Source organism: Methylocella tundrae, assembly GCF_038024855.1.
GTDB lineage: Bacteria > Pseudomonadota > Alphaproteobacteria > Rhizobiales > Beijerinckiaceae > Methylocapsa > Methylocapsa tundrae.
In genome coordinates this window covers 1,488,468-1,513,615 of record NZ_CP139089.1, presented here as the reverse complement: position 1 = coordinate 1,513,615, position 25,148 = coordinate 1,488,468, and the positions used below count along the sequence as shown (strand labels likewise).

16 protein-coding genes are annotated in these 25,148 nt (G+C 61.1%); 4 read left to right on the top strand and 12 right to left on the bottom strand.

Annotation, left to right across the window (positions count from 1 at the left end; translation table 11 throughout):
- Positions 1-189: 189 nt before the first annotated feature.
- Both SIN04_RS09490 and glpK read left to right on the top strand, forming a co-directional pair.
- Positions 190-1,806: an FAD-dependent oxidoreductase gene (locus SIN04_RS09490; protein WP_134488621.1), complete on the top strand. Its 1,617-nt coding sequence runs from the start codon at positions 190-192 to the stop codon at positions 1,804-1,806.
- A 78-nt stretch (positions 1,807-1,884) separates the two neighbouring features.
- Entirely contained in the window at positions 1,885-3,399 is a 1,515-nt protein-coding gene (glpK, locus tag SIN04_RS09485; protein WP_134492401.1) for a glycerol kinase GlpK, read from the top strand.
- Positions 3,400-3,458: 59 nt separating this feature from the next.
- On the opposite strand, the gene SIN04_RS09480 is transcribed toward glpK, so the two are convergent.
- The 3 genes from SIN04_RS09480 to SIN04_RS09470 form a co-directional block, all read right to left on the bottom strand.
- Positions 3,459-5,222 carry an ABC transporter ATP-binding protein gene (locus SIN04_RS09480; RefSeq protein WP_134488619.1) on the bottom strand — a complete coding sequence of 588 codons (1,764 nt, stop codon included), beginning with the start codon at positions 5,220-5,222 and terminating at the stop codon, positions 3,459-3,461.
- Between the two features lie 324 nt (positions 5,223-5,546).
- Positions 5,547-6,821 (bottom strand): MFS transporter, encoded by a 1,275-nt coding sequence (locus tag SIN04_RS09475; RefSeq protein ID WP_134488617.1) that lies wholly within the window; start codon positions 6,819-6,821, stop codon positions 5,547-5,549.
- A gap of 100 nt (positions 6,822-6,921) precedes the next feature.
- The gene (locus SIN04_RS09470) at positions 6,922-7,524 is read right to left on the bottom strand and encodes a PRC-barrel domain-containing protein (RefSeq protein ID WP_341264396.1); all 603 of its coding nucleotides are present in this window, start codon (positions 7,522-7,524) and stop codon (positions 6,922-6,924) included.
- 359 nt (positions 7,525-7,883) lie between these two features.
- On the opposite strand from SIN04_RS09470, the gene SIN04_RS09465 reads away from it, so the two are divergent.
- Together SIN04_RS09465 and serA are read left to right on the top strand one after the other, a co-directional pair.
- Complete coding sequence (locus SIN04_RS09465; RefSeq protein ID WP_341264395.1) at positions 7,884-9,056, top strand: phosphoserine transaminase; 1,173 nt, start codon at positions 7,884-7,886, stop codon at positions 9,054-9,056.
- A gap of 70 nt (positions 9,057-9,126) precedes the next feature.
- Positions 9,127-10,713, top strand: a complete 1,587-nt coding sequence (serA, locus tag SIN04_RS09460) for a phosphoglycerate dehydrogenase (protein ID WP_134488611.1) — start codon at positions 9,127-9,129, stop codon at positions 10,711-10,713.
- 18 nt (positions 10,714-10,731) lie between these two features.
- Here serA and serB read toward each other — a convergent pair whose 3' ends face one another.
- The 9 genes from serB to SIN04_RS09415 form a co-directional block, all read right to left on the bottom strand.
- On the bottom strand, positions 10,732-11,646 hold the full coding sequence (serB, locus tag SIN04_RS09455) for a phosphoserine phosphatase SerB (protein ID WP_134488609.1): 915 nt from the start codon (positions 11,644-11,646) through the stop codon (positions 10,732-10,734).
- A gap of 444 nt (positions 11,647-12,090) precedes the next feature.
- Positions 12,091-14,835, bottom strand: coding sequence for a malto-oligosyltrehalose synthase (gene treY / locus SIN04_RS09450; RefSeq protein ID WP_341264394.1), 2,745 nt, complete (start codon positions 14,833-14,835; stop codon positions 12,091-12,093).
- On the bottom strand, positions 14,832-16,613 hold the full coding sequence (treZ, locus tag SIN04_RS09445) for a malto-oligosyltrehalose trehalohydrolase (protein WP_341264393.1): 1,782 nt from the start codon (positions 16,611-16,613) through the stop codon (positions 14,832-14,834). The genes treY and treZ overlap by 4 nt, the downstream gene beginning before the upstream one ends.
- Before the next feature lie 410 nt (positions 16,614-17,023).
- The gene (locus SIN04_RS09440) at positions 17,024-17,416 is read right to left on the bottom strand and encodes a hypothetical protein (protein WP_134488602.1); all 393 of its coding nucleotides are present in this window, start codon (positions 17,414-17,416) and stop codon (positions 17,024-17,026) included.
- A 687-nt stretch (positions 17,417-18,103) separates the two neighbouring features.
- Positions 18,104-19,561: a sensor histidine kinase gene (locus tag SIN04_RS09435; protein ID WP_134488600.1), complete on the bottom strand. Its 1,458-nt coding sequence runs from the start codon at positions 19,559-19,561 to the stop codon at positions 18,104-18,106.
- Positions 19,542-20,249, bottom strand: coding sequence for a response regulator transcription factor (locus SIN04_RS09430; protein WP_244605748.1), 708 nt, complete (start codon positions 20,247-20,249; stop codon positions 19,542-19,544). The genes SIN04_RS09435 and SIN04_RS09430 overlap by 20 nt, the downstream gene beginning before the upstream one ends.
- Before the next feature lie 49 nt (positions 20,250-20,298).
- Positions 20,299-21,975, bottom strand: coding sequence for a hypothetical protein (locus SIN04_RS09425; RefSeq protein ID WP_134488598.1), 1,677 nt, complete (start codon positions 21,973-21,975; stop codon positions 20,299-20,301).
- Between the two features lie 842 nt (positions 21,976-22,817).
- Positions 22,818-23,534 (bottom strand): hypothetical protein, encoded by a 717-nt coding sequence (locus SIN04_RS09420; protein WP_134488596.1) that lies wholly within the window; start codon positions 23,532-23,534, stop codon positions 22,818-22,820.
- A gap of 376 nt (positions 23,535-23,910) precedes the next feature.
- Positions 23,911-25,146, bottom strand: coding sequence for an efflux RND transporter periplasmic adaptor subunit (locus SIN04_RS09415; RefSeq protein ID WP_134488594.1), 1,236 nt, complete (start codon positions 25,144-25,146; stop codon positions 23,911-23,913).
- Positions 25,147-25,148: the final 2 nt, after the last annotated feature.

Sequence of the window (25,148 nt, the reverse complement as noted above, 5' to 3'; positions counted from 1 at the left end):
CGGCCGGCTTTGCCGGTTCGCTAACGCGGCCAAGGCGATAGGGCCGGCTCGATTCCGCTCTTCAACTCTGGGCAAATTCAGCCTCTCGATCCGCACGGCTCTTGACGGCGGCGTCAATAAGCGGCCTTCAGATGATGGCGCATCGAGCGTCGTCGACGTCCGGGTTGCGCGCGGGGAAGGGGAGGGACAATGGACAGGAGCTCCGCCCTGGCGGCGCTGCGCTCTGGCGGGACTTTCGACGTTCTGGTCGTCGGCGGCGGCGCCACCGGCTGCGGCGTCGCGCTCGATGCGGCGAGCCGGGGCCTCAGGACGGCGCTCGTCGAGCGGGGCGACTTCGCGGAAGGCGCCAGCGGCAGAAGCACCAAGCTGGTGCATGGCGGCGTCCGCTACCTTGAGCTGGCCATTCGGCGCCTTGACCGGACACAATATAATCTGGTTCGCGACGGCCTGCGCGAGCGCGCGATTTTCCTGAAAAACGCGCCGCATCTTGCTCATCGTCTGGCGCTTGTCTCGCCGCTCTACCGCTGGCGCGATGCGCCCTATATCTTCGCCGGTCTTCGCATCTACGATCGGCTTGCCGGGAAGCTGAGCTTCGGCCGCAGCCGGTTGCTCAGTCGCAGCGAAACCCTCCGCCGATTTCCGATGCTGAAGGCCGAAGGGCTGAAAGCCGGAATTCTCTATTATGATGGTCAGTTCGATGACGCGCGCATGGCTTTGACGCTGGCGCTGACGGCGTCCGAACAGGGCGCCGCGGTCGCCAACCGGGTCGAAGTGGTGGGGTTCACCCATAAGGAGAGCCAACTGACCGGCGCTGAGGTCGAGGACAGGGAGACAGGCGAGCGTTGGGAGATCGAGGCGCGCGCGGTGATCAATGCGGCCGGCCCGTTCGCGGACTCCCTTCGCCTGATGGCGGACGCCGGCGCGGCGGCGATCATGAGACCCAGTTCAGGCGTCCATATCGTGCTCGACAAGCGTTTTGCTCCCACGGGGGCGGGGCTGCTGATTCCGCGAACCGACGACGGCCGCGTGCTGTTCATACTGCCCTTTGAGGGACATGCGCTGATCGGCGCCACGGATGAGCCGGCTGCGATCGAGGACCATCCCCCGCCCACGACTGAGGCGATCGCCTATCTGCTGCGGCACATAGGGCGGTATTTGAACGTCGAGGTCAGCGAAAAGGACATATTATCGGCGTGGTGCGGTCTTCGTCCGCTGGTCAGCAACCCGAAAATCGCCGATACAGCGCGCCTCGCGCGCGATCACATCGTGGAAGTGAGCGGGAGCGGCCTCGTCACGATCTGCGGCGGCAAATGGACGACCTATCGAAAAATGGCCGCGGACGCACTGGATCATGCCATCGCCCGCTTTGATCTGCGCCCGAAAAATCCGTGCCGCACCGCCGGGCTGGCGCTGGCCGGCGCGGAGAATTTCGACGCCGAAAGGGGAATTGAGGCGCTCCGCTCCGCCTTCACCCTTGATTATGATGTCGCCGCGCATCTGCACCATGCTTATGGCGACCGCGCCCCCCGGGTACTGCAAGAGGCCGGCTCCGCCGGCGCGCCGCGGCTCCATCCCGCCTTTCCTTACCTCGAGGCCGAGGTGCTCTATGCCGCTAGATTCGAGGCCGCCCTTTCGGCGATGGATGTGCTGGCCCGGCGCCTGCCGCTGGCTTTGCTCGATCGGGAGGCGGCGCGGCGCTCCGCGCCCCGCGTCATCGCTTTACTCGCCACGGAGCGCGGATGGGACCAACGCCGCCGGGATTTCGAGGCCGCCGAGACGGAACGGCGGTTGACGCAGGCGATTTAATGGGCCTTCGCGCTGAGGCCGCTATTCGCAAGAGCGCGGTTGCTGATAAGACTCAGTGAAAATCCGGGAGATAACGCCTTGTCGAAATATGTCGTCGCGCTGGATCAGGGGACGACCAGCACACGCTGCATGATATTTAACAAGCGGGGAGAAACGGCGGCCTCGCATCAGCTCGAGCATCGACAAATCTGCCCACAGTCGGGCTGGGTCGAACATGACCCTTTGGAGATATGGCGACGCGTCGAGGAGGTCATCCGCGGCGCGATGGGCAAGGCCGGGGTGGCGACGGGGGATCTCGCCGCGATCGGCGTCGCCAACCAGCGGGAAACCACGCTCGTCTGGAACAGGAACACCGGCGAGCCCTATTACAACGCTATTGTCTGGCAGGACACGCGCACCGATCTGATCTGCGCTCAACTGGCCGAGCGCGGCGGTCAGGATCGCTTTCGTCAAAAGACCGGCCTGCCGCTCGCGACCTATTTTTCCGCGCCAAAAATCCGCTGGATGCTCGACGCCATTCCGGGCCTGCGCCGCGACGCCGAAACAGGGGACGCGATCTTCGGGACGATGGATAGCTGGCTGATCTGGAAGCTGACGGGCGGCCCCTCGGCGACGGCGGCGCATGTGACGGACGTCACCAATGCGTCACGCACCATGCTGATGAACCTCAAAACTCTGCAATGGGACGACGAGCTTCTGGCGGCCTTCGACATTCCGCGGGCGATGCTCCCGGCCATTCGGCCGTCCTCGGACTCCGCCTTCCATGGCCTTACGCGCGCCGACGGACCTTTTGGAGGGGAGGCGCCAATCTGCGGCGTTCTCGGCGATCAACAGGCCGCCACGGTCGGGCAGGTCTGCTTCGACGTGGGCGAAGCTAAAAACACCTATGGCGCCGGCTGCTTCATGCTGTTGAATACAGGCGCCGAAGTGGTGCAATCAAAACACGGGCTGATCACGACTGTTTGCTATCAATTCGGCGGGGATCCGCCCGTCTACGCGCTCGAAGGCTCGGTGGCGATCGCGGGAGCCTTGGTGCAGTGGCTGCGTGACCGCATGCAACTCATCGACAGCGCGGCCGACGTCGAACGTCTCGCCAGCCTCGTTCCCGATAATGGCGGTTTGTATTTCGTGCCGGCCTTCTCGGGCCTCTTCGCGCCTTATTGGCGCAGCGAAGCGCGTGGTCTGATCATCGGGCTCACCAGCTTTATCGACCGCGGCCATTTCGCCCGCGCCGCCCTTGAGGCCGCCGCCTTCCAGACACGCGAGGTGGCGGACGCGATGGCGTCGGACTCAGGCGTGCCTGTGACGGCGCTGAAGGTCGATGGCGGCATGACCGCGAATGATTTGCTGATGCAGATCCAGGCCGATGTTCTTGGCGCGCCGGTGACGCGGCCGAAAGTGTCGGAAAGCACGGCTCTCGGCGCCGCCTATGCGGCTGGGCTCGCGGTTGGCTACTGGAGCGGGATCGAGGATCTTCGGCGGAATTGGAGCGTTGACAGGACGTGGACACCGTCAGTTGACGATACGTTGCGCGTCAAAAACTACTTGATGTGGAAAAAGGCGGTCAGCCGGACCTTTGACTGGATGGAATGACCGCGTGCGACGCCCAACATCTCACGCCGATGGCGAGCCGCCGGCGCTCTCGGCCATGTTCAGGCGGCCTGCTCTGCGAGACGGCTCATCTCCTGCGTAATCAGGGCGCGATAGGGACCGTCGATTTGCATGAGGCTTTCGGGATGCCCGTCTTGCACCATGCGTCCGTTCTGCAACACGACGATACGGTCGAAGTTTCGTAGCGTCGATAAGCGGTGGGCGATCGCGATGACCGTCCGCCCCTGCATGAGGCGCGCAAGCGCCTCCCGAATGGCCTCCTCGGCTTCGCTGTCGAGCGCCGATGTCGCCTCATCGAGCAGAAGGATGGGCGCATTTTTCAGGAAGGCCCTGGCGATCGCGACGCGCTGGCGCTGTCCCCCCGACAGCTTCGCTCCCCTGTCGCCAACGATGGTGTCGAGCCCCCGCGGGAGGTGCTGGATGAAGGGGCGGCATCGCGCTGCGATGGCCGCTTCCCACACCTCTTCGTCGGTGGCCTCGGGACGGCCGTAGCGGATGTTCTCCATCAAAGAACGATTAAAGAGGGCGGTATCCTGTGGCACCACCGAGATCGCCTGTCGAAGGCTTGCCTGAGTGGTCCTGTGAATATCCTGTCCGTCAATGAGAATCCGGCCCGCGTCGAGGTCATAGAAGCGCTGCAGGAGCGCGATCAGCGTTGATTTGCCTCCGCCCGATGGACCGACCAGCCCAACCCTTTGACCGGCCTCGAGAGTAAGGCTGAAGTTTTCGAAAACCCGCCGTCCTTCAGGGTAGCGGAACGCAATGTTCTCGAAGACCACGCGCGCCCCGCCCGGAATGAGAGCGGCAGCCTGGGGATGGTCGCGCAGTTCATGCGGCGACAGAAGCGTCGCGAGGGCCTCGGAGAGGCGCGCCATGTGCTGCGTCACGTCAACGAGGGCGACGGCTAGGTCGCGCGTGGCGCTGAGCACGGCCATTCCGAGCGTGCAGACAAGAACGACGTCGCCGATGGTCGCGGACCGCTGCTGCCAAAGGCTGATCGCCCAGGCGAGCAGACCAAGCATCAAGACTATCGTCACGAGGGCGTGGCTGAGCCGCAGTTTTTCCAGATAGAGGAGGCTGCGCCGGCGCGCCTTGAGCTCCTCGTTGACCGTGGCGCCGAAGCGCCGATGTTCCCGCGCAAGACCGCCGAACGCCTTGACGAGCGAGATGTTGCCGACAACGTCGATCATCTCGCCGTCAACCGCCGCGGCCTTGTCGGCGAAATCATGGTGCAGTGGTTTGCCGCTGGCGGCGACGTGGAAAATTGTAGCGGCGACAAGGCCGGACACGACTGCAAGGCAGGCCGCCATCCCGAGGCTGACCGTGGTCAGATAGGCGATCGCGCCGACCATCGCGAGGCATGGCGGCAAGACATTCCACACGAACATGTTTTGAATGGTGAAGACGGCGTTGGAGGTCGCCGTGATGCGGCTCGTCAGCACTCCCGGCAATCTTTTGGCGAAATAGCTCGGCGCATGGCCGGTCAAATGCTGGAAAAGATCGGCGCGCAGATCGCCTGTGACATGCACGAATGTGTAGGCGGCGATCCAGCTCGCCACGCGCCACAGAAGATTGTCCGCGCCGATGAAAAAGACGAGAAGGTAAAACGCCGGCCAGGGCGCGCCGCTCCGCCCCTCTTGCGAGAGCGTGTCGACGAGGTGCTTGACGCCATACTGGGTGCTGACCGAAAAGCCGACAGCTGCGACCACCGCGAGGAGAATGGCGGCGTGAGACAGCCGGCGGGTTCGTATGTACCGGCCGAAAAATGCTAAAGGCCTGTTGGCGTAATGAGTGAGATCGTCCATGGATCACGACTCGTGGATTGAGAATGAGCAGAAAGTTTGGCTGGCGTTTGGCTTCCCTGCGGCGCAGCAAAATTTTCAGAACGAGCGAAGCTGAACAGCACTCGGCCGAAAAGAATGGTCTCGTCCAGTTTAACTGAGCAGTTGCAAGGGCATGGCCTGTGCCTGCCCACACGCGAGCAACGTTTCCAAATGGCGCAGGTTCCCAACCGGCTTCTGCCAACTGCCTAAAATCTGTGCTGCTGGCGACGATCAATGTGTTGCATCGGTCGTGTGGCGCATGTTGTCGCACGCTCGAGCGCGAGACGCGCCTTTGCGAGGCCCGTTTCACCCTTCGCTTGTATTTGGCCGTGTTTCCGGCATCGAGAGCCACACCACGGCGAATCCGCCAGCGGCGATTCCCGCCATTGTCAGAAACGCGGTGTGACTGCCGAAATGGTCACTGAGATAGCCGATGAGAGTTGTGCTGATCGCGGCGCCGACGCCGACGGCGCACCCGACCATGCCCTGTGCGAGATTGAAATGGCCCGTGCCCCGTGTGACGTCGGCGATGGTCAGCGGCGTCAGCACGCCGAGCACCGCGGCCGAAATGCCGTCGAGCAATTGCACGGCGACAAGAAGATGGGGGTCGATGACGACGACAAAGAGCGCTCCGCGAACGGCGAGCGCGCCGAAGCCGAGAATGAGGAGCGGTCTGCGCCCCCATAGCTCTGCCCTGCGCCCGACCCATGGCGATAGCGCCGCGACGATGAACTGAGGCACGACGATCGCGGTGGCGACGAGGATCGTCGCAGCCTGGCTCGACCGAAGAGTCAGCATGCTTGCAGCCAGAGGCAGCATAGCGGCATTGGCGAACTGAAACAGCATGACGCATCCGGCAAAGATGACGAGCGTTCTATCGGCAAGGAGGCTGCGCAACGCTGAGATAATGTCGGCTGAGCCGGATCGCGGACGGCCGCCATGAGCGCGTTCCGGGTTGATCTCGTCCGGCCGAATCTGGAAGAGCGAGATCAGAGCCGGAACGACCATCGCGGCGGCCACGAAAAAAACCGCCCGGTTGGAGAGATAATATCCGCAAGCGCCCATCCCGGCGGCGGCAAGACCGGTGCCGAGCGAGGCGAATGAAGCGTTCCGGCCAAGGCGTTCGCCAATCGCGTGGCGGCCGACGAGGCCAAGGCTGATCGCCGCCATCGCTGGAGCAAGCACGGAACTTGCCACGGCCTGCGCGATTCTGGACGCAAGCACGACCGCGAAGATCGGCCAGGCGGCAAGAGCCAGGGCGCCGGCGCCGATCGCGATGATGGCCGTGGCGGCGGTCCGGCGCATCGAACGTGTGGCGTCGACCGCTGCGCCGCCTGGGATTTGACTCGCAAGGCCAACGAGGCTGCCGATTGTCAAAATGAGGCCGATGTCAACCTGCGTCCATTTTTCCGCCGTCAGATAGACCGCGACGAACGCGCCGAATCCAGTCTGCACATCCGCTGTGAAAAATACGAATCCGTCGAGTCCGCGCCGGCTCGCGCGCGAAGGGCGTGGCGTTTTGTGCGCGATGGCGGCATTCTTGGACGAAGTGACATGATCGTCACGGGCGTCGTTTTGCATTGGTTCTCCGATCCGCCAATGTCGGTTCCGTGAGAATGCTGCTTTGACGGACAAGTTCAGCCGGCTCCGCAAGCCTTTCGATGCGGCTGGCTCTGCATCCTCAATGTGGAGAATCGCCGGAACGACCAAGCATGACGACGGGTTCGCCTGGCTTGAAGATCGGCGCCACTCTGAGCTGATTGGCGGTCAAATCCACGATTACATTGTTTGTCTTGCCATCGGAGGGGAAACGGATGAGGCGCCAATCGACCGCGATCTTGCGGGTGCCAACCCCGAGGAACCCGCCGAAATCGATGATGGCCGCCCGCACCGCGCCGCTGTGGTCGACCATAATGTCCACGATTCGTCCCATATCTTCACCCGTCGGGCTGCTGACGTTCTTGCCGAGGATGCTTTCGAGCTGCTGTCCGTCGATCACCGTCGCTGGCGTGCCTTCCTTTTCCGTTCGCGTTTCGCTTTTTTCGCCGGGTCGCGGCGGCGCATCCTGTTTTGGCTGAACCGGAGGCGGGGAAGGCGGCGATTCGGCGCCGCTGCTCGCTTGCGAAACACGAACAAGCGGCTCCCGCTTTGCGCTTGACGTCGCCGCTGAGGCTGAATTCTGGAAAGCGAGCAAAGCCGCCGCCACGGAAGCGGCGGACGCCGCCGCGCCATACAGGCAGCCAAAGAGCCTGCGTCGTTCAGTCAGCGCGTTGGAGGTCGGCATAACCATTGTACCTTATGCGTCTCAATCACGTCGAAGCGCGGTATCGAAAAGGCGCGCGAAACCGCCAGGAAGAACGCCATTTCAACATCGAGTGCGATGACCGATCCTCGACGTTGGTTATGGCGACATTGCGACCCTCGGCGTCCCCGCTGCGCCAAGGCGTCGCTGGCGCTGGACGCCGACGCCTTGACGTCGCTTTTATGTCCATTTATAGAAAAAACAAATAGGCTAATAGAGAGTGTGAATATTCAGCCGGGTAAGCTGAGGGAGAAGCTCAGTTTCGAACGGTTTTGCGCCGGAAAGGCGCGCATCGACTCTGATGTGGCCGATCCCGTTGACGCGATTCCAGGATGATCATCATGCAAGCAGTGATTCCGGCGGCGCGGCCCGCGTGCGCGCATTTTTCTTCTGGCCCTTGCGCCAAGCGTCCTGGCTGGCAAAGCGAGATTCTCGATCATGCGTTGCTTGGCCGCTCGCACCGCGCCAGCGAAGCCAAGGCGAGATTGAAGCTCGCCATCGATCTAACCCGCGAGATTTTGCAAATTCCTTCGGATTATCGCGTCGGCATCGTTCCCGGATCGGATACGGGCGCGGTTGAAATGGCCCTCTGGTCTCTCCTTGGGCAACGCGGGGTAGACGTGCTTGCCTGGGAATCCTTCGGGCAAGGTTGGGTCACGGACGTCGTCAAGCAGTTGAAACTGAGCAACGCCCGGACATTGAAAGCTGGCTACGGCGAGATCGTCGATCTGGCGAGCATCAATTTCGACAATGACGTCGTCTTCACCTGGAACGGGACGACATCGGGCGTGCGCGTGCCCAACGCCGACTGGATCGCCGCCGACCGCAAAGGGCTCACGATCTGCGACGCGACCTCCGCGGCTTTTGCGCAGGATCTCGACTGGCCAAAACTCGACGTCGTCACTTTGTCCTGGCAAAAAGCCATCGGAGGCGAAGCGGCCCACGGCGTGCTGATCTTGTCGCCGCGGGCTGTCGAAAGGCTTCTCTCCTACACGCCCGCATGGCCGCTGCCGAAAGTGTTTCGTTTAACTAGCGGCGGCAAGCTGATCGAAGGGATCTTTGAGGGCGAAACCATCAACACGCCATCAATGCTCTGCGTTGAAGATTATGTCGATGCGCTGCTTTGGGGAAAATCGATCGGCGGACTGGCGGCTCTCATCGCGCGCGCCGACGCAAATACGAAGGCGCTCGCCGATTGGGTGGAAAGGACGCCCTGGGTCGATTTTCTTGCCAGCGACCCGGCGATCAGATCCAACACTAGCGTGTGCCTCAAAGTGATCGATCCCGCCATTGCCGCGCTCGGCCCCGACGCCCAATCGCGTTTTTCCAAATCGCTCGCAAGCCTGCTCGAAAAAGAGAAAGTCGCCTATGACATCGGCGCCTATCGCGATGCGCCACCCGGCCTTCGCATCTGGTGCGGCGCGACGATTGAGACAAGCGACATCGAGGCGCTGACGCCTTGGCTTGATTACGCCTTTCAAAAAACCAAGAGCGACCTTGCCGCGGCTGCGTGAATTGAGATGACGCCGCCTCTCGCGCGGGCGCTTTCGCGCGGCGCATAATGTCCTAGCTTTGGAGACTCCCATGTCTCGGCGCGTTCTCATTTCAGATGCTCTTTCGCCGGCCGCCATCGCCATCTTCAAGGATCGCGGCGTCGAAGTCGATTTTCAGCCGGCCCTCGGCAAGGACAAAGAAAAGCTGGCGTCGATCGTCGGCGGTTTCGACGGGCTCGCCATTCGTTCCGATACGAAGGTCACCGCCGAAGTTCTCGAGAAGGCGACCAGGCTGAAGGTCATTGGCCGCGCCGGCATCGGCGTCGATAATGTAGACATCGCGGCGGCGACCGCCAAGGGCGTGATCGTGATGAATACGCCCTTCGGGAACTCGATCACCACGGCGGAGCACGCGATCGCCCTGATGTTCGCGCTCGCGCGGCAAATTCCCGCCGCCGACGCCTCAACACAGGCGGGAAAATGGGAAAAGAAACGTTTCATGGGCGTCGAAATCACCGGCAAGGTGATGGGTCTTATCGGATGCGGCAATATTGGCTCTATCGTCGCGGCGCGCGCCAGCGGGCTACACATGCATGTCATCGCCTACGATCCGTTCTTGTCGCCTGAACGGGCGCAGGACCTCGATGTCGAAAAGGTCGACCTCGACAGTCTTCTCGCCCGCGCCGACGTCATCAGCCTGCACACGTCATTGACCGCGCAAACGAAAAATATCCTCTCGGCGGCGACCCTCGCCAAAACCAAGAAAGGCGTGCGAATTATCAATTGCGCGCGTGGCGGCCTCGTCGACGAGCAGGCTTTGCGAGCTCTGCTCGATTCTGGTCACGTCGCGGGCGCGGCCTTCGATGTTTTCGTCGATGAACCCGCCAAGGAAAATCCGTTGTTCGGCCATCCCAATGTTGTATGCACCCCGCACCTTGGCGCATCGACGAGCGAGGCTCAGGAGAACGTGGCTTTGCAGATCGCCGAGCAGATGTCTGATTATCTCACCCGAGGCGCTGTCTCGAACGCTGTGAACTTCCCCTCGATAACGGCCGAAGAAGCGCCAAAACTCAGGCCCTTCATCGCTCTTTCCGAGTATCTTGGCTCTTTCGCCGGTCAGCTCGTCGATAGTGGCGTCACAAAAGTGACGATCATTTACGAAGGCGCCGTCACGGAGCTGAAAACGAAGGCGTTGACGGCGTCAGTCATCGCCGGGCTGTTGCGTCCGATGCTCGCCGACGTCAGCGTCGTCTCCGCGCCGGCGGTCGCAAAGGAACGGGGCATCGTCATCGACGAAGTAAGCCGCGCAGCCGATGGCGATTACGAATCCCTCATCACGCTGGTGGTTGAAACCGAGACGGAAGAGCGGCGCATCGCGGGCACGGTTTTTCATGCCGGCAAACCGCGAATTATTTCCGTCAACACGATCGACGTCGATGCGCTCATTGCGCCGGCGATGATCTATGTCAGCAATGAGGATAAGCCCGGTTTCATCGGGCGGTTCACGAGCATGCTCGGGGCCGCTGGCATCAATATCGCAACCTTCGCGCTCGGCCGCGACCGGGAGGGAGGCTCGGCGATCGCCCTTGTCGCTGTCGACGAGGCCGCGCCCGAAACAGTGCTCGCCGAGGTCAAGACGCTGCCTGGCGTAAAGGAGGTCAAGGCGCTGAGCTTTTAGCGGCGCCGTTCGACCGCTTCATCGATCCGATTGCTCGCAGATGAAATCTTCGCGGGCAAACCCTTGTGCATAAAGCAGGGCGGTGAGGTCCGCGTGATCAATGCGGACATGGGCGGCGGCGGAGACCGCGGGCTTGCCATGAAAGGCGACGCCGAGACCTGCTTCCAGCAGCATCGGCAAATCATTGGCGCCGTCGCCAACGGCAATGGTTTCCGCGATCGTCAGCCCGCGCTCAGTGCGTAAGCGCCGTAGTGTTGCGAGCTTGGCCTCCGCGCCAAGCACCGGTTCAATCAACCCACCCGTGAAACATCCGTTCGCGTCGAGCGCGAGTTCGTTGGCGTGATCTTCGTCAAAGCCGATCATCTTCGCCATAACGCGCGTGAACGCCGTGAAGCCGCCTGAAACCAGCGCCGTATGCGCTCCGTGATGGCGCATCGTGCGCACGAGCGCGCCGCCGCCGGGCGTCAGGGTGATTGCCGATTCAATGACCTTCGCGATTACGCCGCGATCGAGGCCCTTCAGCAGGGCGACCCGCTCCCGCAACGCAGCCTCGAAGGCGATCTCGCCACGCATCGCGCGCTCCGTGATGGCCGCCACATGGGCCTTCTTGCCGACCTCCGCCGCTAGTTCGTCGATGCATTCCTGACCGATCATGGTGGAATCCATATCCGCGGTCAGAAGCTTCCTGCGTCGGCCTTGGGCGGATTGAATGATGACATCCACAGGCTCGCCGCTGATTGCGGCGCGCACGGAGTTGGCGAGCCGTTTCAAATCTTCTGGGGCGTCCGGCGTGAAAGCAATGTCGGCGGCGACGCCCGGGTTGAGCCAACGCACCACATCGGCACGCGGCAACGCCGCAAGCGCACGCCGTGAGAGCGCCTCCGTCAGGACCGGAGAGAGCGGATTGCAAACGAGCGTTGCGACATGCGTCATCAACAGACTTTCTCAGGCGGGGGGAATTTGCGTCTCGTATCGAAGTCTGTCCGATCTTATTGGCGCCCGAACTCGCCTCGTCAAGCGCCGCGGCGCGCTCACATCTCGCGGCCGTCGGAATCGCCGCTCTGCCCGAGGGAGCCTTATCTTGATGTTCGACGGTTCCGCCATCGGATCATCTGACCAATGATAACGGTGAGCAACATCACGCCGCTCGTCACCACAAGCACCAAATCCTGAGGCGCAGATTTGGCGGACGAAGCGCCAGTGGGAAACGCCTTGCGAACCGCGATCGCGCCTCCGCGCATAGACCTGCTGACGACCAATGGTCAGACGCAAGACCGCGGCGGTCGACCATACGATGCGATCCGTCAATTCTGGCTTCGCCAAAGCTCCTTCCGCCAGCTCGGAACCGTCCCTGCTCGGTAAGGGCACAGCCTGTGATCACGAAGGCGAAGACTTGACGAGGACGGCGGCAGGCAGGGCGGCGAAGATTTTTGCGAGGGGGAATGCGGCGTCGCCGCTTTCAAAGGAGCATTCGGTCAAGACGTCGGTCCAGCGCCCCTTTGGCAGCTGCGCCGTCGTCGCGCCCCAGCCGGGATCTTGCTCGCGCAGGCCGGGGAAGCGGGCGATCAGTACGATGATCGCGGCGTCGCCGTGCGCTCTCGCAAAGCCAAGCGCGCGTTCGGATTTGTCGCCGGAAAGCTGTAGAGCTTCATAATCGCCGTTTGCAAACAGCGCTTCTTTCTGTTTGCGCAGACCGAGCAGCAGCGCCGTCACGGCCATCTTGACGCGGCCATCCTGCCAATGATCCATGAGCTCGCGCAACGCCGGGCCGCGGTTTCCGGCGATGGCCACGAGGACGGAACGCAAAGCGTTCTGTCGGGATGCAAAATCGACCAGGCGGCGGTTGTCAGGGTCGACTAATGAAAGATCCCACAGCTCGCAGCCTTGGTAAATATCGGGCATTCCGGGCGCGGTGAGCTTCAGGACCAGCTGCGCCAGGCTGTTCTCGACGCCGAGCCGCGCCACACGCCGCGCAAACGGAAGGAAGCTTGACAGGAAGCCTGCGTTGTTCGGGTCGAGCGCGGCGCTGGCGAGAGATTGCATCGCGTCCTCATAGTCAGCATTGGGCGCCGACCAGGAAGAATGAAGCTTGGCCTCGCGCATGGATTTCCGCAGCGCCTCTTTGACGCGCAAGGCGTAGGCCTCAAGAGCGGCCGCGTCAGGACGATCCAGCATCTCGATCGGCCAGGACCCGAGAAGAAGTTGATAGAATAGATATTCGTCGTTCCGATCCGGCGCCGCGCCGCCTTCGATTTCGCCGCGACGGGCGCGCAACAAGCGGCTCCAGATCTGAACCTGCCGCGCCCATTCTTCCGGAATATCCGACAGGGCCGCGAGCCGCGCGCGCGCATCCTCCCCACGTTTGGTGTCATGCGTCGAGGTCGCGAGCATGGCGTGTGGCCAATGTCTGGCGCGTTCGGCGTTGGCTTTGTGGAAGGCGAGCGTCGTGACGCCGAACCGGTGTGGTTCGCCGCCCACTTCGTTCAGCGCCACAAAGCGATTGTAGCGATAGAAGGCGGTGTCCTCGACGCCTTTGGCCATCACAGGACCGGTATACTGTTGAAGCTTCATGGCAAGACGCAGGACGCTGACCCGGCTGAAACCGCTCTTGGCCTCCGCCGTAAGCTTGCCCGACAGCGCCTTGTTCAGGAAATCAAACACCGTCGGATCGATGGCGCGATCAATGCGGCGCGCCTGCGCCACCGCCCAATCAAGATCGCGGCGGTCAGCCCCGTCGCTCTCGGCGTCGAATTCGATGTAGGTGCGATAGACGGGAAAGCACGCGGCGATTTGTTTGATCGCTCTTTGCAGGATCTGCTTGGTGAAATCAGCGCTCATGGGGTTTTGGCGAGCGACGCGCGCGGCGTCGCGGCCGAGCGCGTTGAGCTCGCTCGCCATCTCGTTCTCCATGATGCGAATCTTGGAATCATAAACGATTGTCGCAAACGGCGCGACACAGCCGGTGAAGTTTTTGTAGGTATCGGTAAAGCGTTCCTCGCTCGCGGAGTTGACAAGCACGCCGAGGGCTAGATTGGCGAAATCATAGCCGGTCGCGCCCTCAACTTTCCAGTCGGAGCGAAGCGACTCATGCGACGCGAGGATTTTCTCGACGACCGTATAGATTGGACGCGGCGTCGTGGCGTGAAGGCAGTCGAGATAAGCCTTGGGATCGAGCAGGCCATCGATGTGGTCGATGCGCAAGCCGTCGAGGACGCCCTCTTTGATCAAACGCATGATCAGCGCGTGCGCATGGCGGAACACCGCCGGTAGCTCCATGCGAAGGCCGGCGAGATCATTAATGTTGAAGAATCTGCGATAATTGATGTCGTCGCCAGCGACGCCAAAAAAAGCGATCCGCCAGAACTGCTTCCGGACCACGGCGTCGAGCGCTCTCCAGTCGTCATTGAGGCCCTTGATGGATCGCTCCAAGGCGATCCTGGCGTTCGGCCGGTCGCGAATGAGCGCCGCCAGCCTTTGCTTGAGCTCACGGGCGCGCTCGTTGACTTGCGGCCGCCATTGCATCAGGTCGGCGAACATGTCGCCGAGACGCTCGAGCTCGGCGTCGTCTTGTCCGAGCACCATCTGATAGTGCAGCGGGCACAAAGGAAGCTTATGGGCGTCATAAGCCCAGACGGCGAGACCGCCTTCATCCGCGTCGAATTTGATTTTGAGCTTGCCGGCTTCAAGTTCGACGCCATATTGATCGCCCAAAAAGGGAACCAACAGCTTGTCATGCAAGTAGCGATTATCGGAATCCCAGTCTATGTCAAACCACCCGGCGTAGTCTGCTCCCGGCCCCCATTCCAGCACATCGAGCCAGAACGGATTGTCGGCGCCGCCGACTCCCATGTGGTTCGGCACGAAGTCAAGGATCTGGCCAAGTCCCGCAGCGATGAACGCTGCCGACATGTTGCGAAAATCCTGCTCGTCGCCAAGTTCTGGATTGAGCGACAGATGATCGGTGATGTCGTAACCATGCGGGCTGCCGGGGCGCGCCCTTAGGTAGGGCGAGGCATAGACATGACTGATCCCAAGCTCGCTGATGTAGGGTGCGAGACGAGCTGCGTCCTCAAAGCGAAAGCCGGCGTGAAACTGCAGGCGGTAGGTGGCGCGGGGCGTCATTGCGGCGCCTCCAGCGACCAGCGCACCGACCACGGCCCGAGGGCGGGTTCGCAAGGGCCTTCGGACCAGAGGCTGCGACCGCGCGACGGCGGAAAGGCAATCCGCCTGTCCGAAAGATTAGCCGCCAGCGTCAGTGTCTCATTGGCGCCTGCGCTCCAACGCACTTCAACAGCGCTCTCCCCGTGAATGACGCTTTCGCCGCCGCGCGTAATTTGATTCAGCCGGGGCGTGATCTCACGCTTGCGGACAGAGATCAGCGCTCGGTATCGCTCGCAATGGGCCTGGTCCATGCGGGACCAGTCGAGCTTCGCGCTTTCGAACGTCGCTTCGGCGAGCGGATCTGGAATGCGCTCGCGCTGTTTTGGATCGGCGAATTCAGGAAAGCGCGCGAACTCCTCACGACGGCCTTTGCGCACGGCCTCGGCGAGGTCCCCCTCGAAATCACAGAAGAACGGGAAGGGTTGCTGAGCGCCCCATTCCTCTCCCATAAACATCATAGGGATCTGCGGCAACAGCAGATAGACGGCGGAAAGCGCGCGCATGACATGGGCCGGCGCTATCATCCCGAGACGCTCGCCAAAGGCCCGATTGCCGATCTGGTCATGGTTCTGAATGAAAGCGACAAAAGCGCTCGGGGGCAGGAACGCCGAAGGTTCGCCGCGCGGCGCGCCTCGATAGGGCATGATCTCGCCCTGATAAGCGAAACCCTCGGCCAGCGCCGCGGCGAGCAGATCCGTGCGGCCTTGGTAATCGGCGTAATAGCCGCTGCGCTCGCGCGTCGCCGCGACGTGCAATACATGATGAAGATCATCATTCCATTGCGCCGTGAAGTGGGGCGGGGCGCAGGCCTCAGGCGCGATGCGCCGCGTTTCATTTTCCTCGTTTTCCAGCAGCAAATGAATCGGCCGATCCGTAAAGGCGCGCGCGCGTTCGGCGATTTCGTCAAGAACATGCCTGGCGCTTTCGTCGATGATCGCGTGGGTTGCGTCGAAGCGCAGGCCATCGAGATAGAACTCTTCGAGCCAGTATAATGCATTGTGAATGACGAACTCCCGGACAGCCTCGCTTCCGGCGCCGTCGTAGTTGATGGCGTCGCCCCAGGGCGTCGTCCGCCCTTTGTTGAAGAATTCGGGAGCATAGAGAGGAAGGTAGTTTCCCTCCGGTCCGAAATGATTGTAAACGACGTCGAGCAGTACCGCGATTCCGCACCCATGCGCGGCCTCGACCAGCGCCTTGAAGTCTTCGGGGCGGCCGTAGGACGAGTCCGGCGCATAGAGCAGCGCGCCGTCATAGCCCCAATTGCGCCGGCCCGGAAAATCCGCGACCGGCATAATCTCGATCGCGGTGACGCCCAGCGCGGCGAGATGGCCGAGCTTTCCCATGGCGGCTCGAAACGTGCCGTCCTTGGTGAAAGCGCCGATATGCAGCTCATAAAGAACGATCTCGCTCCAATGCCTGCCGGTCCAGTTTGTCGACCATCGATAGGATGCCGCGTCAATGACCTCGCTTGGGCCATGTATATCATACGGCTGGAAGCGAGAAACGGGATCTGGAACCCTCGCGCCGTCAGCCATCACAAATTGGTAGCGGCTGCCGGGCTCCGCGTTTGCCACGAGCTCATGCCAGCCGCCGGGCTTCAGTGTCATGGGTAGCGGCATGGCGCGTTCGTTCAGCAGCAGGCCGACTTTTTCAGCTGCAGGCGCCCAGAGGCGAAAACGCACGCAGCCGTTTGGCTCGAGCACAGCGCCGCCTGGCGTGCGATGAACGCGCGCGCTCATATGTGCGCCGCCAGCGCCGGGGCCACAGCAGCTTGGAACAGTGTTTTGGGCATCAGAAAGTCACACCGCGAACGCGAGGCGCTGTGGGCCTCAAGCCCGCGGTTGACTGCAGTGCGCCGAATTGGGGTCATCTGTTGCGGGTCCAGGGCTCACGTCCGGAACGAAGGACGAGAGAGTGCATCTCGAATCGCGGCGCAGCGCAATAACCCTGAATGGGCCTTCGGGTTCCCCTGACTTTGGCGTCCCGCGCTGAGGGAGTCCCGCGAGCGGGTCCGCAGAGCCAGGGCGGGGTTCAGGCGAAGGGAATTTTGTGCGCCGCTATCGAGCGTCGCGGCTCCGCGGTTCGGCTGGCGAAGCGCCGACGAGTTGCCGGAAATGTAAGGCAGCCCGTCTTGCGCGACCCCGCTCGGCTAGGGCTTTGCAACATGCCATTTATTTCCCTGATAGCCGTTGCCATTGATTTGTCCAGGAGCCGTATCCTGTGTCCAAGTGTAAAGCGGGCGTCCCTTATAGGTCCACTGCCTTGATCCATCCTCGCGGAGGATGATGCCCCAATCCCCCATCGATTGCGCATCGACGCCTGCTGAGAAAGGCGGCCATCGCTGCGCGCATTCGCCATTGCACGAGGACTTCCCCTGCTGTCCAAGGTCGATCTTATCGCCATCATAGACGTACAAGGCATGGCCGCCGGGCGCTTCGAGAATATCGCCGGCGGGCGTCGTCCCAATCTTCGCCGGTTGAGCGAGAGCCAGGGTGGATGCGAGCGTCACGCCGGACGCGACTAGCCAAATCATCTGCTTCATGTCTCTTCTCCGCCAGAAAACTGCGGGCTGAGCTGCAAACGCAGATCATTGGCTTTGGTCGCCAAGATTTATCGCATGATCGCATTTCCCGGACGCGATAACGGCAGACAATGGCCGCCTTTGGGATCTTGTGGAAGCGGGCGTCCCGATTGAACGAAAGCCTGTCCGCACGCGCCACGCGGACGGAGACTATCGCCGCGACGGCGGCTCGCCGCCTTTTACCAGCTTGATCGCCCCTTCGCCGCGCCATGCGCGGGAATCGCGACGCCGGAAATATCCAAGGCGAACCCCGGGCGCCGTTGGGGAGCAAACGCCCGGGGCTCTGAAAGAGCGATCGCAAGGGGGGCGCGACGCGACCGCTCCGTATCAGGCTGCTCGAGAAGCCGGCTGCGGCTCCTCAGCTATTCAGCCTGAATCTCAGTTGGCGACTTTGCCGGAAGTTTTGGAACTGGATGGGCTCTCGCCGAGACCTTCACGACCGTGCTGATCCGAACGATCGTAGTCCAAGCGATCCGCCGCTATGCGTGTTACGGTCCTCATCGAGTGCTCCAGTAGTTGCGAGCTGACGCGACGACTTATGCCTTTGCCGTATTTTGGATACTAGATAGTGTTTATAAGATTGTCTGTGTAGAAAAATGGCATAAAATGATTTTTATGCTCTGCGAGGAGAGCGCCATTTCATGAATGCTATTTTATACTTTGAGCCGCTGCATTTGACGGCGTCGGTGGAATCTGCGCAAGCCGGCTATGGTCCTGCGAAGGGGATGCGTTTGACTGATCAACCCCCCGCGCCGCCATCTCGAACGCGGCCCCCGGGTGATTATCGGCGACGCGAAGATCAAACCCGTGCAAACGAGCGATGGTGGCGGCCATGCTTAATCCCAGACCGGCGCCCGGAATATGTCGATTTTTTTCGGAGCGGTAGAATCGCTTGAAGATGCTGCCGCGGTCGGAAAGCGCAACGCCGGGGCCGGTATCCGATACGCGCACAAGCGGGCCGTTGGGGGTCATTTTCGCTATAATCTTCACGGAGCCGCCGGTCGGCGTGAACTTGATGGCGTTGTCAATGAGATTGGCGACGGCCTCAACGAGAAGATCGAAATCGCCCGCGACCAACAGCGGCGCCGGCGCATCGATCGTGAAGGCGATCGATTTCTCCGCGGCCAAGGGTTCGAACAGGTCGAATGTATTAACGCAAACCTCTTTAAGGTCGACTTCGGAAAAGCTGCTTGTCTTGCGTCCATGTTCAATCTCGGAAATGCGCAAGAGGGCTGAGACCGTTGTCAGCGCATGGTCAAGGTCGGCGATCGCTTTTTCGCCCGCCGCGCGCAAGGTCTCAACGGAATCGCTTTCAAGGCTACGCTCCAGTCTGGCCCGCATCACCGCTAAGGGGGTCCGCAGATCATGGGCTATGTTGTCGCCAACGCTTTTGATCTGCTCGAGCAGCCGCACGATCTCGTCAAGCATGATATTGACCGCTCTCGCGACGTGATCGAGATCGTCGCTTGAGCTATGCGTAGGGAGCCGCTCGTTCAGGTCGCCGTGCATAATGCGCATGATTTGGCCGTTGATCGATTTCAGCCGACGCGCTGCGCGCACGCTGAAAATCGACCCGATGATGAGAGCCAGCACGATGGTTGGCGCTATGCCAAGGGCGAGCGCTTCAAGGACAAATTGCCGGAAGATGTAAACCTCATAGAGGTTTCGGCCGAACAGCAGAACGCCGCCATCGGGGCGCCTGCGCGCGACGAACAATGCCGGCTCATTTTTGCCTCCCGGGCCGACGAAACGCGCCGGAACTTCCACAAGATGGGCGCCGCCGTCGATCGGAAGATCGTCGGGCAGCGCTGCGACATTGCCGAAAACGTGCTTTCCGCCGACGTCGAAAAGAGCAGCGTAGTCGACCCGGCGCAGGTCTCGCGTCAGCCGCAGCTCAAGTTGGCGCCGCAGTTGGCTCTCCGGCTCGTCGATGACGGCTGCGGCCTCATCAACGAGCAATCTGTGGAAATGTGCGGTGTCTGACTTATCGACCTGCCAATAGACGAAGGCGAGCACCAGCGACGTTGCAGCTACGATTGCGAATGCAAAGAAGACGGCGAGGCGAAATGTCGCGGATCGGCGAAGATTAGCGATCGGCGTCCACATCAAGCCTGAACCCGGACCGGCGCACGCTGCGAATCAGCGTGGGCTCCCCTCCCATATCCATCTTTCGCCGCAGTTTGCCGATGTGAACGTCGACTAAATTCGTCTGGGGCAGAAAGCGGTAATGCCATACGTCCTCAAGCAGCATGGCTCGCGTTACAACCTGGCCCGGACGGCGCATCAGATATTCAAGAAGCTTGAACTCGGTCGGCAGCAGATCGAGCGCGCGCTCTCCGCGCCGCGCGCTGCGCGCGATCAGATCCAGTTCCAAGGGACCAGCGCGCAACATCACGGTTGGCGCATCATTTGATCTGCGCAGCAACGCTTCAACGCGGGCGGCGAGCTCGCCCATGGCGAACGGCTTTGTCAGATAGTCGTCGCCGCCGGCTTTTAATCCGCGAATCCGTTCGTCGACCGTTGCGAGGCCGCTCACGAAAAGGACCGGAGTCCGATTCCCTTCGCCGCGCAACGTTTCGATCATTGAAAGGCTGTCAGTGTTCGCAAGCATCCGGTCGACGATCAGAAGGGCGGCGTCAGTCGACCGCGCGGCTTCCAGCCCCGCGGCCTCCGAGGTCGCAACCTTCACCATATAGCCGAGACGTTCCAGCTCCTTCCCGATCTCCTGCGCCAAAGCTGGTTCATCTTCGACGAGGAGAAGAGGCCTCTGTTCGTCCACGTTGCCTTCAGACACTTCTGCTCCCAAAACATCCAGCGAAGATCGCTGGATTGATTATGCCATATTAGAACGGATAATAGCGAAGGCTTCCAAAGAACATGCTGTCATCAGCTTTCGCTCCGCCGCCAATGCCCTGAAACGAATACTTCTGGGTATATGAGTATTGCAAGCCGGCGCGCAACTGCCCAAATGAACCCTGGTAGATTTTGTCCCACAATCCGGCAGTAATTTGGCGTATCAAATGAATGTTACCGTTGCAGATCGTAGATCCGGGGATCGAGCAGCCTGCATTCGAGAAGAGAGGATTGCCGAGGCCGAAAGCATTGACGGCGCTCCCCGTCGTCGTGTTCGAATAGCTGGCGTTCTCGGTTTCTTCGCCCGCATAGGCATAAACATCAAGGTCCGTAGTCGGATGCCATGTCAAGCCCGCGAGCAGCATCGTTTCCTGGACCGGAGAAATTGTGCCGTTCCAATTAAATGTGACGTCAGGGAGCTGTCCTGCGCCATAACGGCCGATGCCGCGGCCCGTCGTAGCTGAAAACTGGGCCTCAAGCTGTTTTGGAAGCAGGGATACGAGGACGGAGCCGCCGAAACCGCCTCCGGCAACATCCTGGTTGCTGTTGTTAACCTGGCTGTAGAAGTCGCGGAAGAGCCCGAAGGCCTCCATGTGAACATTGTGGCCCTCGAAGGTCGGATCCCAGGCGACCTTACCGATAATATCCGGCATGTGGTTGAGGGAAACCGCGTTCAGCGAGTTGAACAAGGACCCGCCCGGAGGAGCCTGGTTGAAGACGAGCGTGCTTGGAAGCGTCGCCGCCGTTGCGCCTGCCGTGGTAAAGCCGCCAAATGTCGTCTGCGGAGTTTCTACGGAAAGGCCGGCCCAGAAAGTCTTGTCAAAATCCTTGACGACCCGGATGCCCGGCTGACGAGCCCAAGTGAAGCCCACGACGTACTGTGCGTCGATGGTCAATGGAATATTTTCCTGCCGTGGGACCAGTCCCTTGGAATACATCGTCGACATCGACCAGGCTTGTCCAGCAAGCAGATGCGCGCCGAAATCTTCCTGGTCGACGGTTGCGTATATTTGCCGGATGCGCGGCGTGAACGAGTTGCTCTCGTTCGAATTGGCGGTCTGGGCGGCGCCGAGGAAGTCGAGCTCCATATAGCCGGCGAGATGCGTCGTCGGATTGACGTCTCCCTTGGCGAGAAGCGAGGCGCGGCTCTGGCGCGCGCTCAAGCGGAATTCATTTGCGCTGCCCGTGCGAACATTTCCGTAAGGAATGTTTTGATATGGCGTGCCGATGTCGGCGCCGACGAATCGGCTGCGGAACAGACCTTCGAGTGCGAGGAAGCCGCCGGGCGTGATGCTGACGCCATTGATGTAAAGGCTCGGCGCCCCCGCCACCGGCAGGCCGCGGATAGAGGATTCGACGGCGGTGAGGCCGGTCGGGGCGACCCCGCCGAGGGAACCGAGAGCAACGCCGCTCGGCATTGATTCTGCGGCCGCCGGGGGCGCCCGGCGCGCCACATCGTGGATCTGGACCTGCGTTTCCTTTTGCTTGCGCGCCTGATCATTGACCTTGGCTTCCAAACGCTTCAGCTGCGCTCTCAGCGCACGAATCTCGTCGGCAGTGGCCCCGTCGTCGGCGGCTCTCGCTTCCAAAGCGATGAGGGAGACAATGGCGGCTAGCGCCAGTTTGAGAATGCGTCGATCTTTCGAGGACGCCTGGACACGGGCCACGCCCCAAGAACGCGGCTCACCGCGTCGAGCGCTCAACGTTGTCGATAACAAATCTTGATTCAACCTATGCCCCCAGAGAATAGCAGCCAAGTAGAGAGAAGCACATCGAAGTAGAGGTTGGGGGCGTATGCGCTCGATATTTAAATCCTATGTGACAAATTATTGATCTATTCGGAAAAGTGAATTCCATAAAAAGCAATTCACAAACGTTGTTTGCACATGCTGTTGCGGATTCCATCCTGAACGCGGGCGAGGCCCTATATTCATATGGCGGCTGAAAGGCCGCGCGGCATGCCTCGTTCATGTCTGATCTTGATGCGCTGACCTGCCATCGTGGCTCGTGCGAGCCGCGCCCGCCCGCTCGCTCAACGAATCGTGTTCAATTTCCCCAAGATGGAAAGCGCGGCGCTCCGAATGCGAGGAACGGCGGCTATGCCGAATCGCTGCATCTATCAGACGAGATTCGGCTGGATGGGGCGCCCACGTCTCGCTGTGCTTTCGCACGCCGTGAGGAATGGCGCGATGGAACATCGCCTTGCTGCCTGCGATGCTGAGATTTGTCTTGTCTGATCCTGGCGAAGGGGCGAAATTTATATGGTCGGCCGCTATACCGCTGCTTGGATCGCGGGGTCAAAGCGGGGCAGGGGCGTTCATCGGGCGTGGCGGAGAATTGCTGGCAAACGCCGGTGGCCGTGCGCGTGAAAGCGCAAGAGCGTCGCCCCGGCAGTCGTTGGCGCGGACGAGGCCGCTGCCCGACTGAAATGACCTGTTGTCAAGGCCTTACCTTGCGGCGCCAAACCGAAGCGAGGACCGCCCGCGCCGCAGGTCAAAGAAAATACCGGTCAAAACGTCATGCGCATGCTCAAGAGCCATGCGTGATTATACACAGGCGTCAGCGGCACCGTTATGGCGTGATCAGGCACAACCGCGACCTGATAGGAGATGCCGAAGCTAAGCTTCACGCGCTTGTAGATCTGAAAACGGCCGAAAACGATGCCAGGGCTCACGAAGAGCTGATTCCGGCCTGCGCGCACGCCGCTTGTCCACTGAGTGTCGTTGAAGGCGAATTCCGGCCAGAAATATTCCCAGAAATGATATTGTAACGTTGCGCTGGTGACGATCGAATAGCCGATGGCGTGCAAATTGTCGGTCGGGAGCGGAAGGGAAACCGTCCCCTGAATATCGAAATCACCCCAGCCGATGCCGCCTGCCAGCGTCGGGGTGACAATCCAGGCTGGTCGGTTGGTAAAGGCGGTAATGCCGGTCGGCGCTTGCACCCCAAGAAAAGCGCTGAGAATATAGTTCCCATTTTCTTCGTTGGCGCTGAGCAGCCGTTGTTTGATCGTGACGAAGTTGCCATCGGCGAAACCGGTGGCCGGTTTGACATTCGACCGATGCTGATAAGCCGGAACATTAAGCAGGATTTCATTGGTGGTCGTCGGAATGAGCTCCAGCCCTTTGCCGCCGCCGAAATTGTCGATCTGAGCCCCGTTTTGCAAATATTGCTTGTATTGGTCGTATCTATACTCTTGTTCGAGCCGCGGGGTGACCGTTGTCATTGGGGTCATCCAGTGGGGCTGGCTCGCCTGCGCCTGTTCGACGCGATTCTGCCAGTTGGCGAAATAGTCGGCGATCGGGGAATCGGAAGATTGCAGGGGCGCGCTATCCGGGGGCGCCGCGTCGGCCGCGCGGGCCGGCGCCGCGAGGCCAAGAGCCATACATGCCGCTACCGTAGAAAGCGCGTTGCGTCTCGCCGTTTTGGCGCGCGGAGCATCTGGCTTGGACGGCATCTTCTGTTCCTTTAATGCGATAGCTAAGCGGGGATGATGGCTGCTGTATCCAACAAGATACAGCTTAGGACAAGCCATAAGGCGTTCTGCTTAGCTTCAACATTAAAGAATTATTTAAGATCAGCGACGGGCGATCATCGCCGTTTCACATCGCCGTCTCCGCGCGGGACGCCTCCTTATTGAGCGCGGGCGATGCGCCGGCAACCTGAACGACATCGCCTGAAGCCAACGATTCCAGCGGGTTGTCAATGAGCCGGTCCGACAACGACACGCCGGAGCGGATTTCGACGTCGTCGCCAAGGTTGCGGCCGACGCGAACCTGCTTCAGCTCGACCTTGCTGTCCTTGTTAACCGCCGCCACGCTCATTCCGTTTGGCCCAAAAATAAGGGCGGTCGCAGGAACGCGCAGAGTTTCGGGATCGGAGGGAATATGAAAATGCACCTCGGCGAACGCTCCGGGCCAGAGCTTGCCGTCCGGATTTGGAGCCTGCAACTCAACCAGAGCCGTTCGCGAATTTTCGACGATCGCATTCGCGGTCGAAACCAGCGTCGCCTCAAATCTCTCTTTCTGGCCAGGTAATTCAAGGGTTGCCTTGATTCCTGGCTTCATCACGCCGAGGAAAGCCTGCGGAACGTTCACATAAATTCGCATCTCATGAACGTCGGACACTTGAAACAGAGCCTTGCCAGACGTGCCGCCGGCATTGACGAGATCACCAATGTCGACCGTGCGCGCCGTGACGATGCCGTCGAAAGGCGCCGTGATCCGCTCGAACCGGGTTAGCTCCTCAAGACGGCTAACCACAGCTTGCTGCGCGGTCACGTTCGCGCGGGCGACCTCAAGCGCCGCGACGCGCGATGCGGCCGTCAGCCGATCCGTGTCGCCCTGCTGCTGGCTTGACCAGCCCTGCGCCACGAGTCGCGATGTGCGCTGATCTGTTACGCGCCCAAGATCCGCATTCGCCTGCGCTTGCGTGACTGCCGCCTGCATCTGGACAAGCTGCGCCTTCGCCTCAGCAAGCTGCTGATCGAGATCAGGCGCCGCGATGACCGCGAGCACATCGCCTTTTTTCACATGTGCGCCGATATCCTTATTCCAGACGGTCACATAGCCGCTGGCGCGGGCAAAAAGGGAGCCGGTGTAGTAGGCGCTCACATTGCCTGGCAGAACAAGCCGCTCGTTGCTCGGCCCATGCACGGCCTGAACGAGGCGAACCGTTGGAACCGCCTGTTCATTGGTCCAGGTTTCGAGCTCCTGCTTGCTCTTTGCGCGATCCATGATCCCGGAGACTGCAAGGCCGATCGCAGCGACGCCGACAGCGCAGCCGATGAGCAAAACGCGACGAGACTTCGGGGTTTTAACGGGCTCGGACGACATCATCA

Bases quoted from the DNA above. Each gene is read 5' to 3' on its own strand.
- SIN04_RS09475 (WP_134488617.1), bottom strand. From the start codon at position 6,821: ATGCAAAACGACGCCCGTGACGATCATGTCACTTCGTCCAAGAATGCC.
- SIN04_RS09440 (WP_134488602.1), bottom strand. From the start codon at position 17,416: ATGAAGCAGATGATTTGGCTAGTCGCGTCCGGCGTGACGCTCGCATCC.
- SIN04_RS09415 (WP_134488594.1), bottom strand. From the start codon at position 25,146: ATGATGTCGTCCGAGCCCGTTAAAACCCCGAAGTCTCGTCGCGTTTTG.
- treY (WP_341264394.1), bottom strand. From the start codon at position 14,835: ATGACGCCCCGCGCCACCTACCGCCTGCAGTTTCACGCCGGCTTTCGC.
- SIN04_RS09420 (WP_134488596.1), bottom strand. From the start codon at position 23,534: ATGACAACGGTCACCCCGCGGCTCGAACAAGAGTATAGATACGACCAA.
- SIN04_RS09465 (WP_341264395.1), top strand. From the start codon at position 7,884: ATGCAAGCAGTGATTCCGGCGGCGCGGCCCGCGTGCGCGCATTTTTCT.
- SIN04_RS09470 (WP_341264396.1), bottom strand. From the start codon at position 7,524: ATGCCGACCTCCAACGCGCTGACTGAACGACGCAGGCTCTTTGGCTGC.
- SIN04_RS09490 (WP_134488621.1), top strand. From the start codon at position 190: ATGGACAGGAGCTCCGCCCTGGCGGCGCTGCGCTCTGGCGGGACTTTC.
- treZ (WP_341264393.1), bottom strand. From the start codon at position 16,613: ATGAGCGCGCGCGTTCATCGCACGCCAGGCGGCGCTGTGCTCGAGCCA.
- SIN04_RS09480 (WP_134488619.1), bottom strand. From the start codon at position 5,222: ATGGACGATCTCACTCATTACGCCAACAGGCCTTTAGCATTTTTCGGC.
- serA (WP_134488611.1), top strand. From the start codon at position 9,127: ATGTCTCGGCGCGTTCTCATTTCAGATGCTCTTTCGCCGGCCGCCATC.
- SIN04_RS09435 (WP_134488600.1), bottom strand. From the start codon at position 19,561: ATGTGGACGCCGATCGCTAATCTTCGCCGATCCGCGACATTTCGCCTC.
- serB (WP_134488609.1), bottom strand. From the start codon at position 11,646: ATGACGCATGTCGCAACGCTCGTTTGCAATCCGCTCTCTCCGGTCCTG.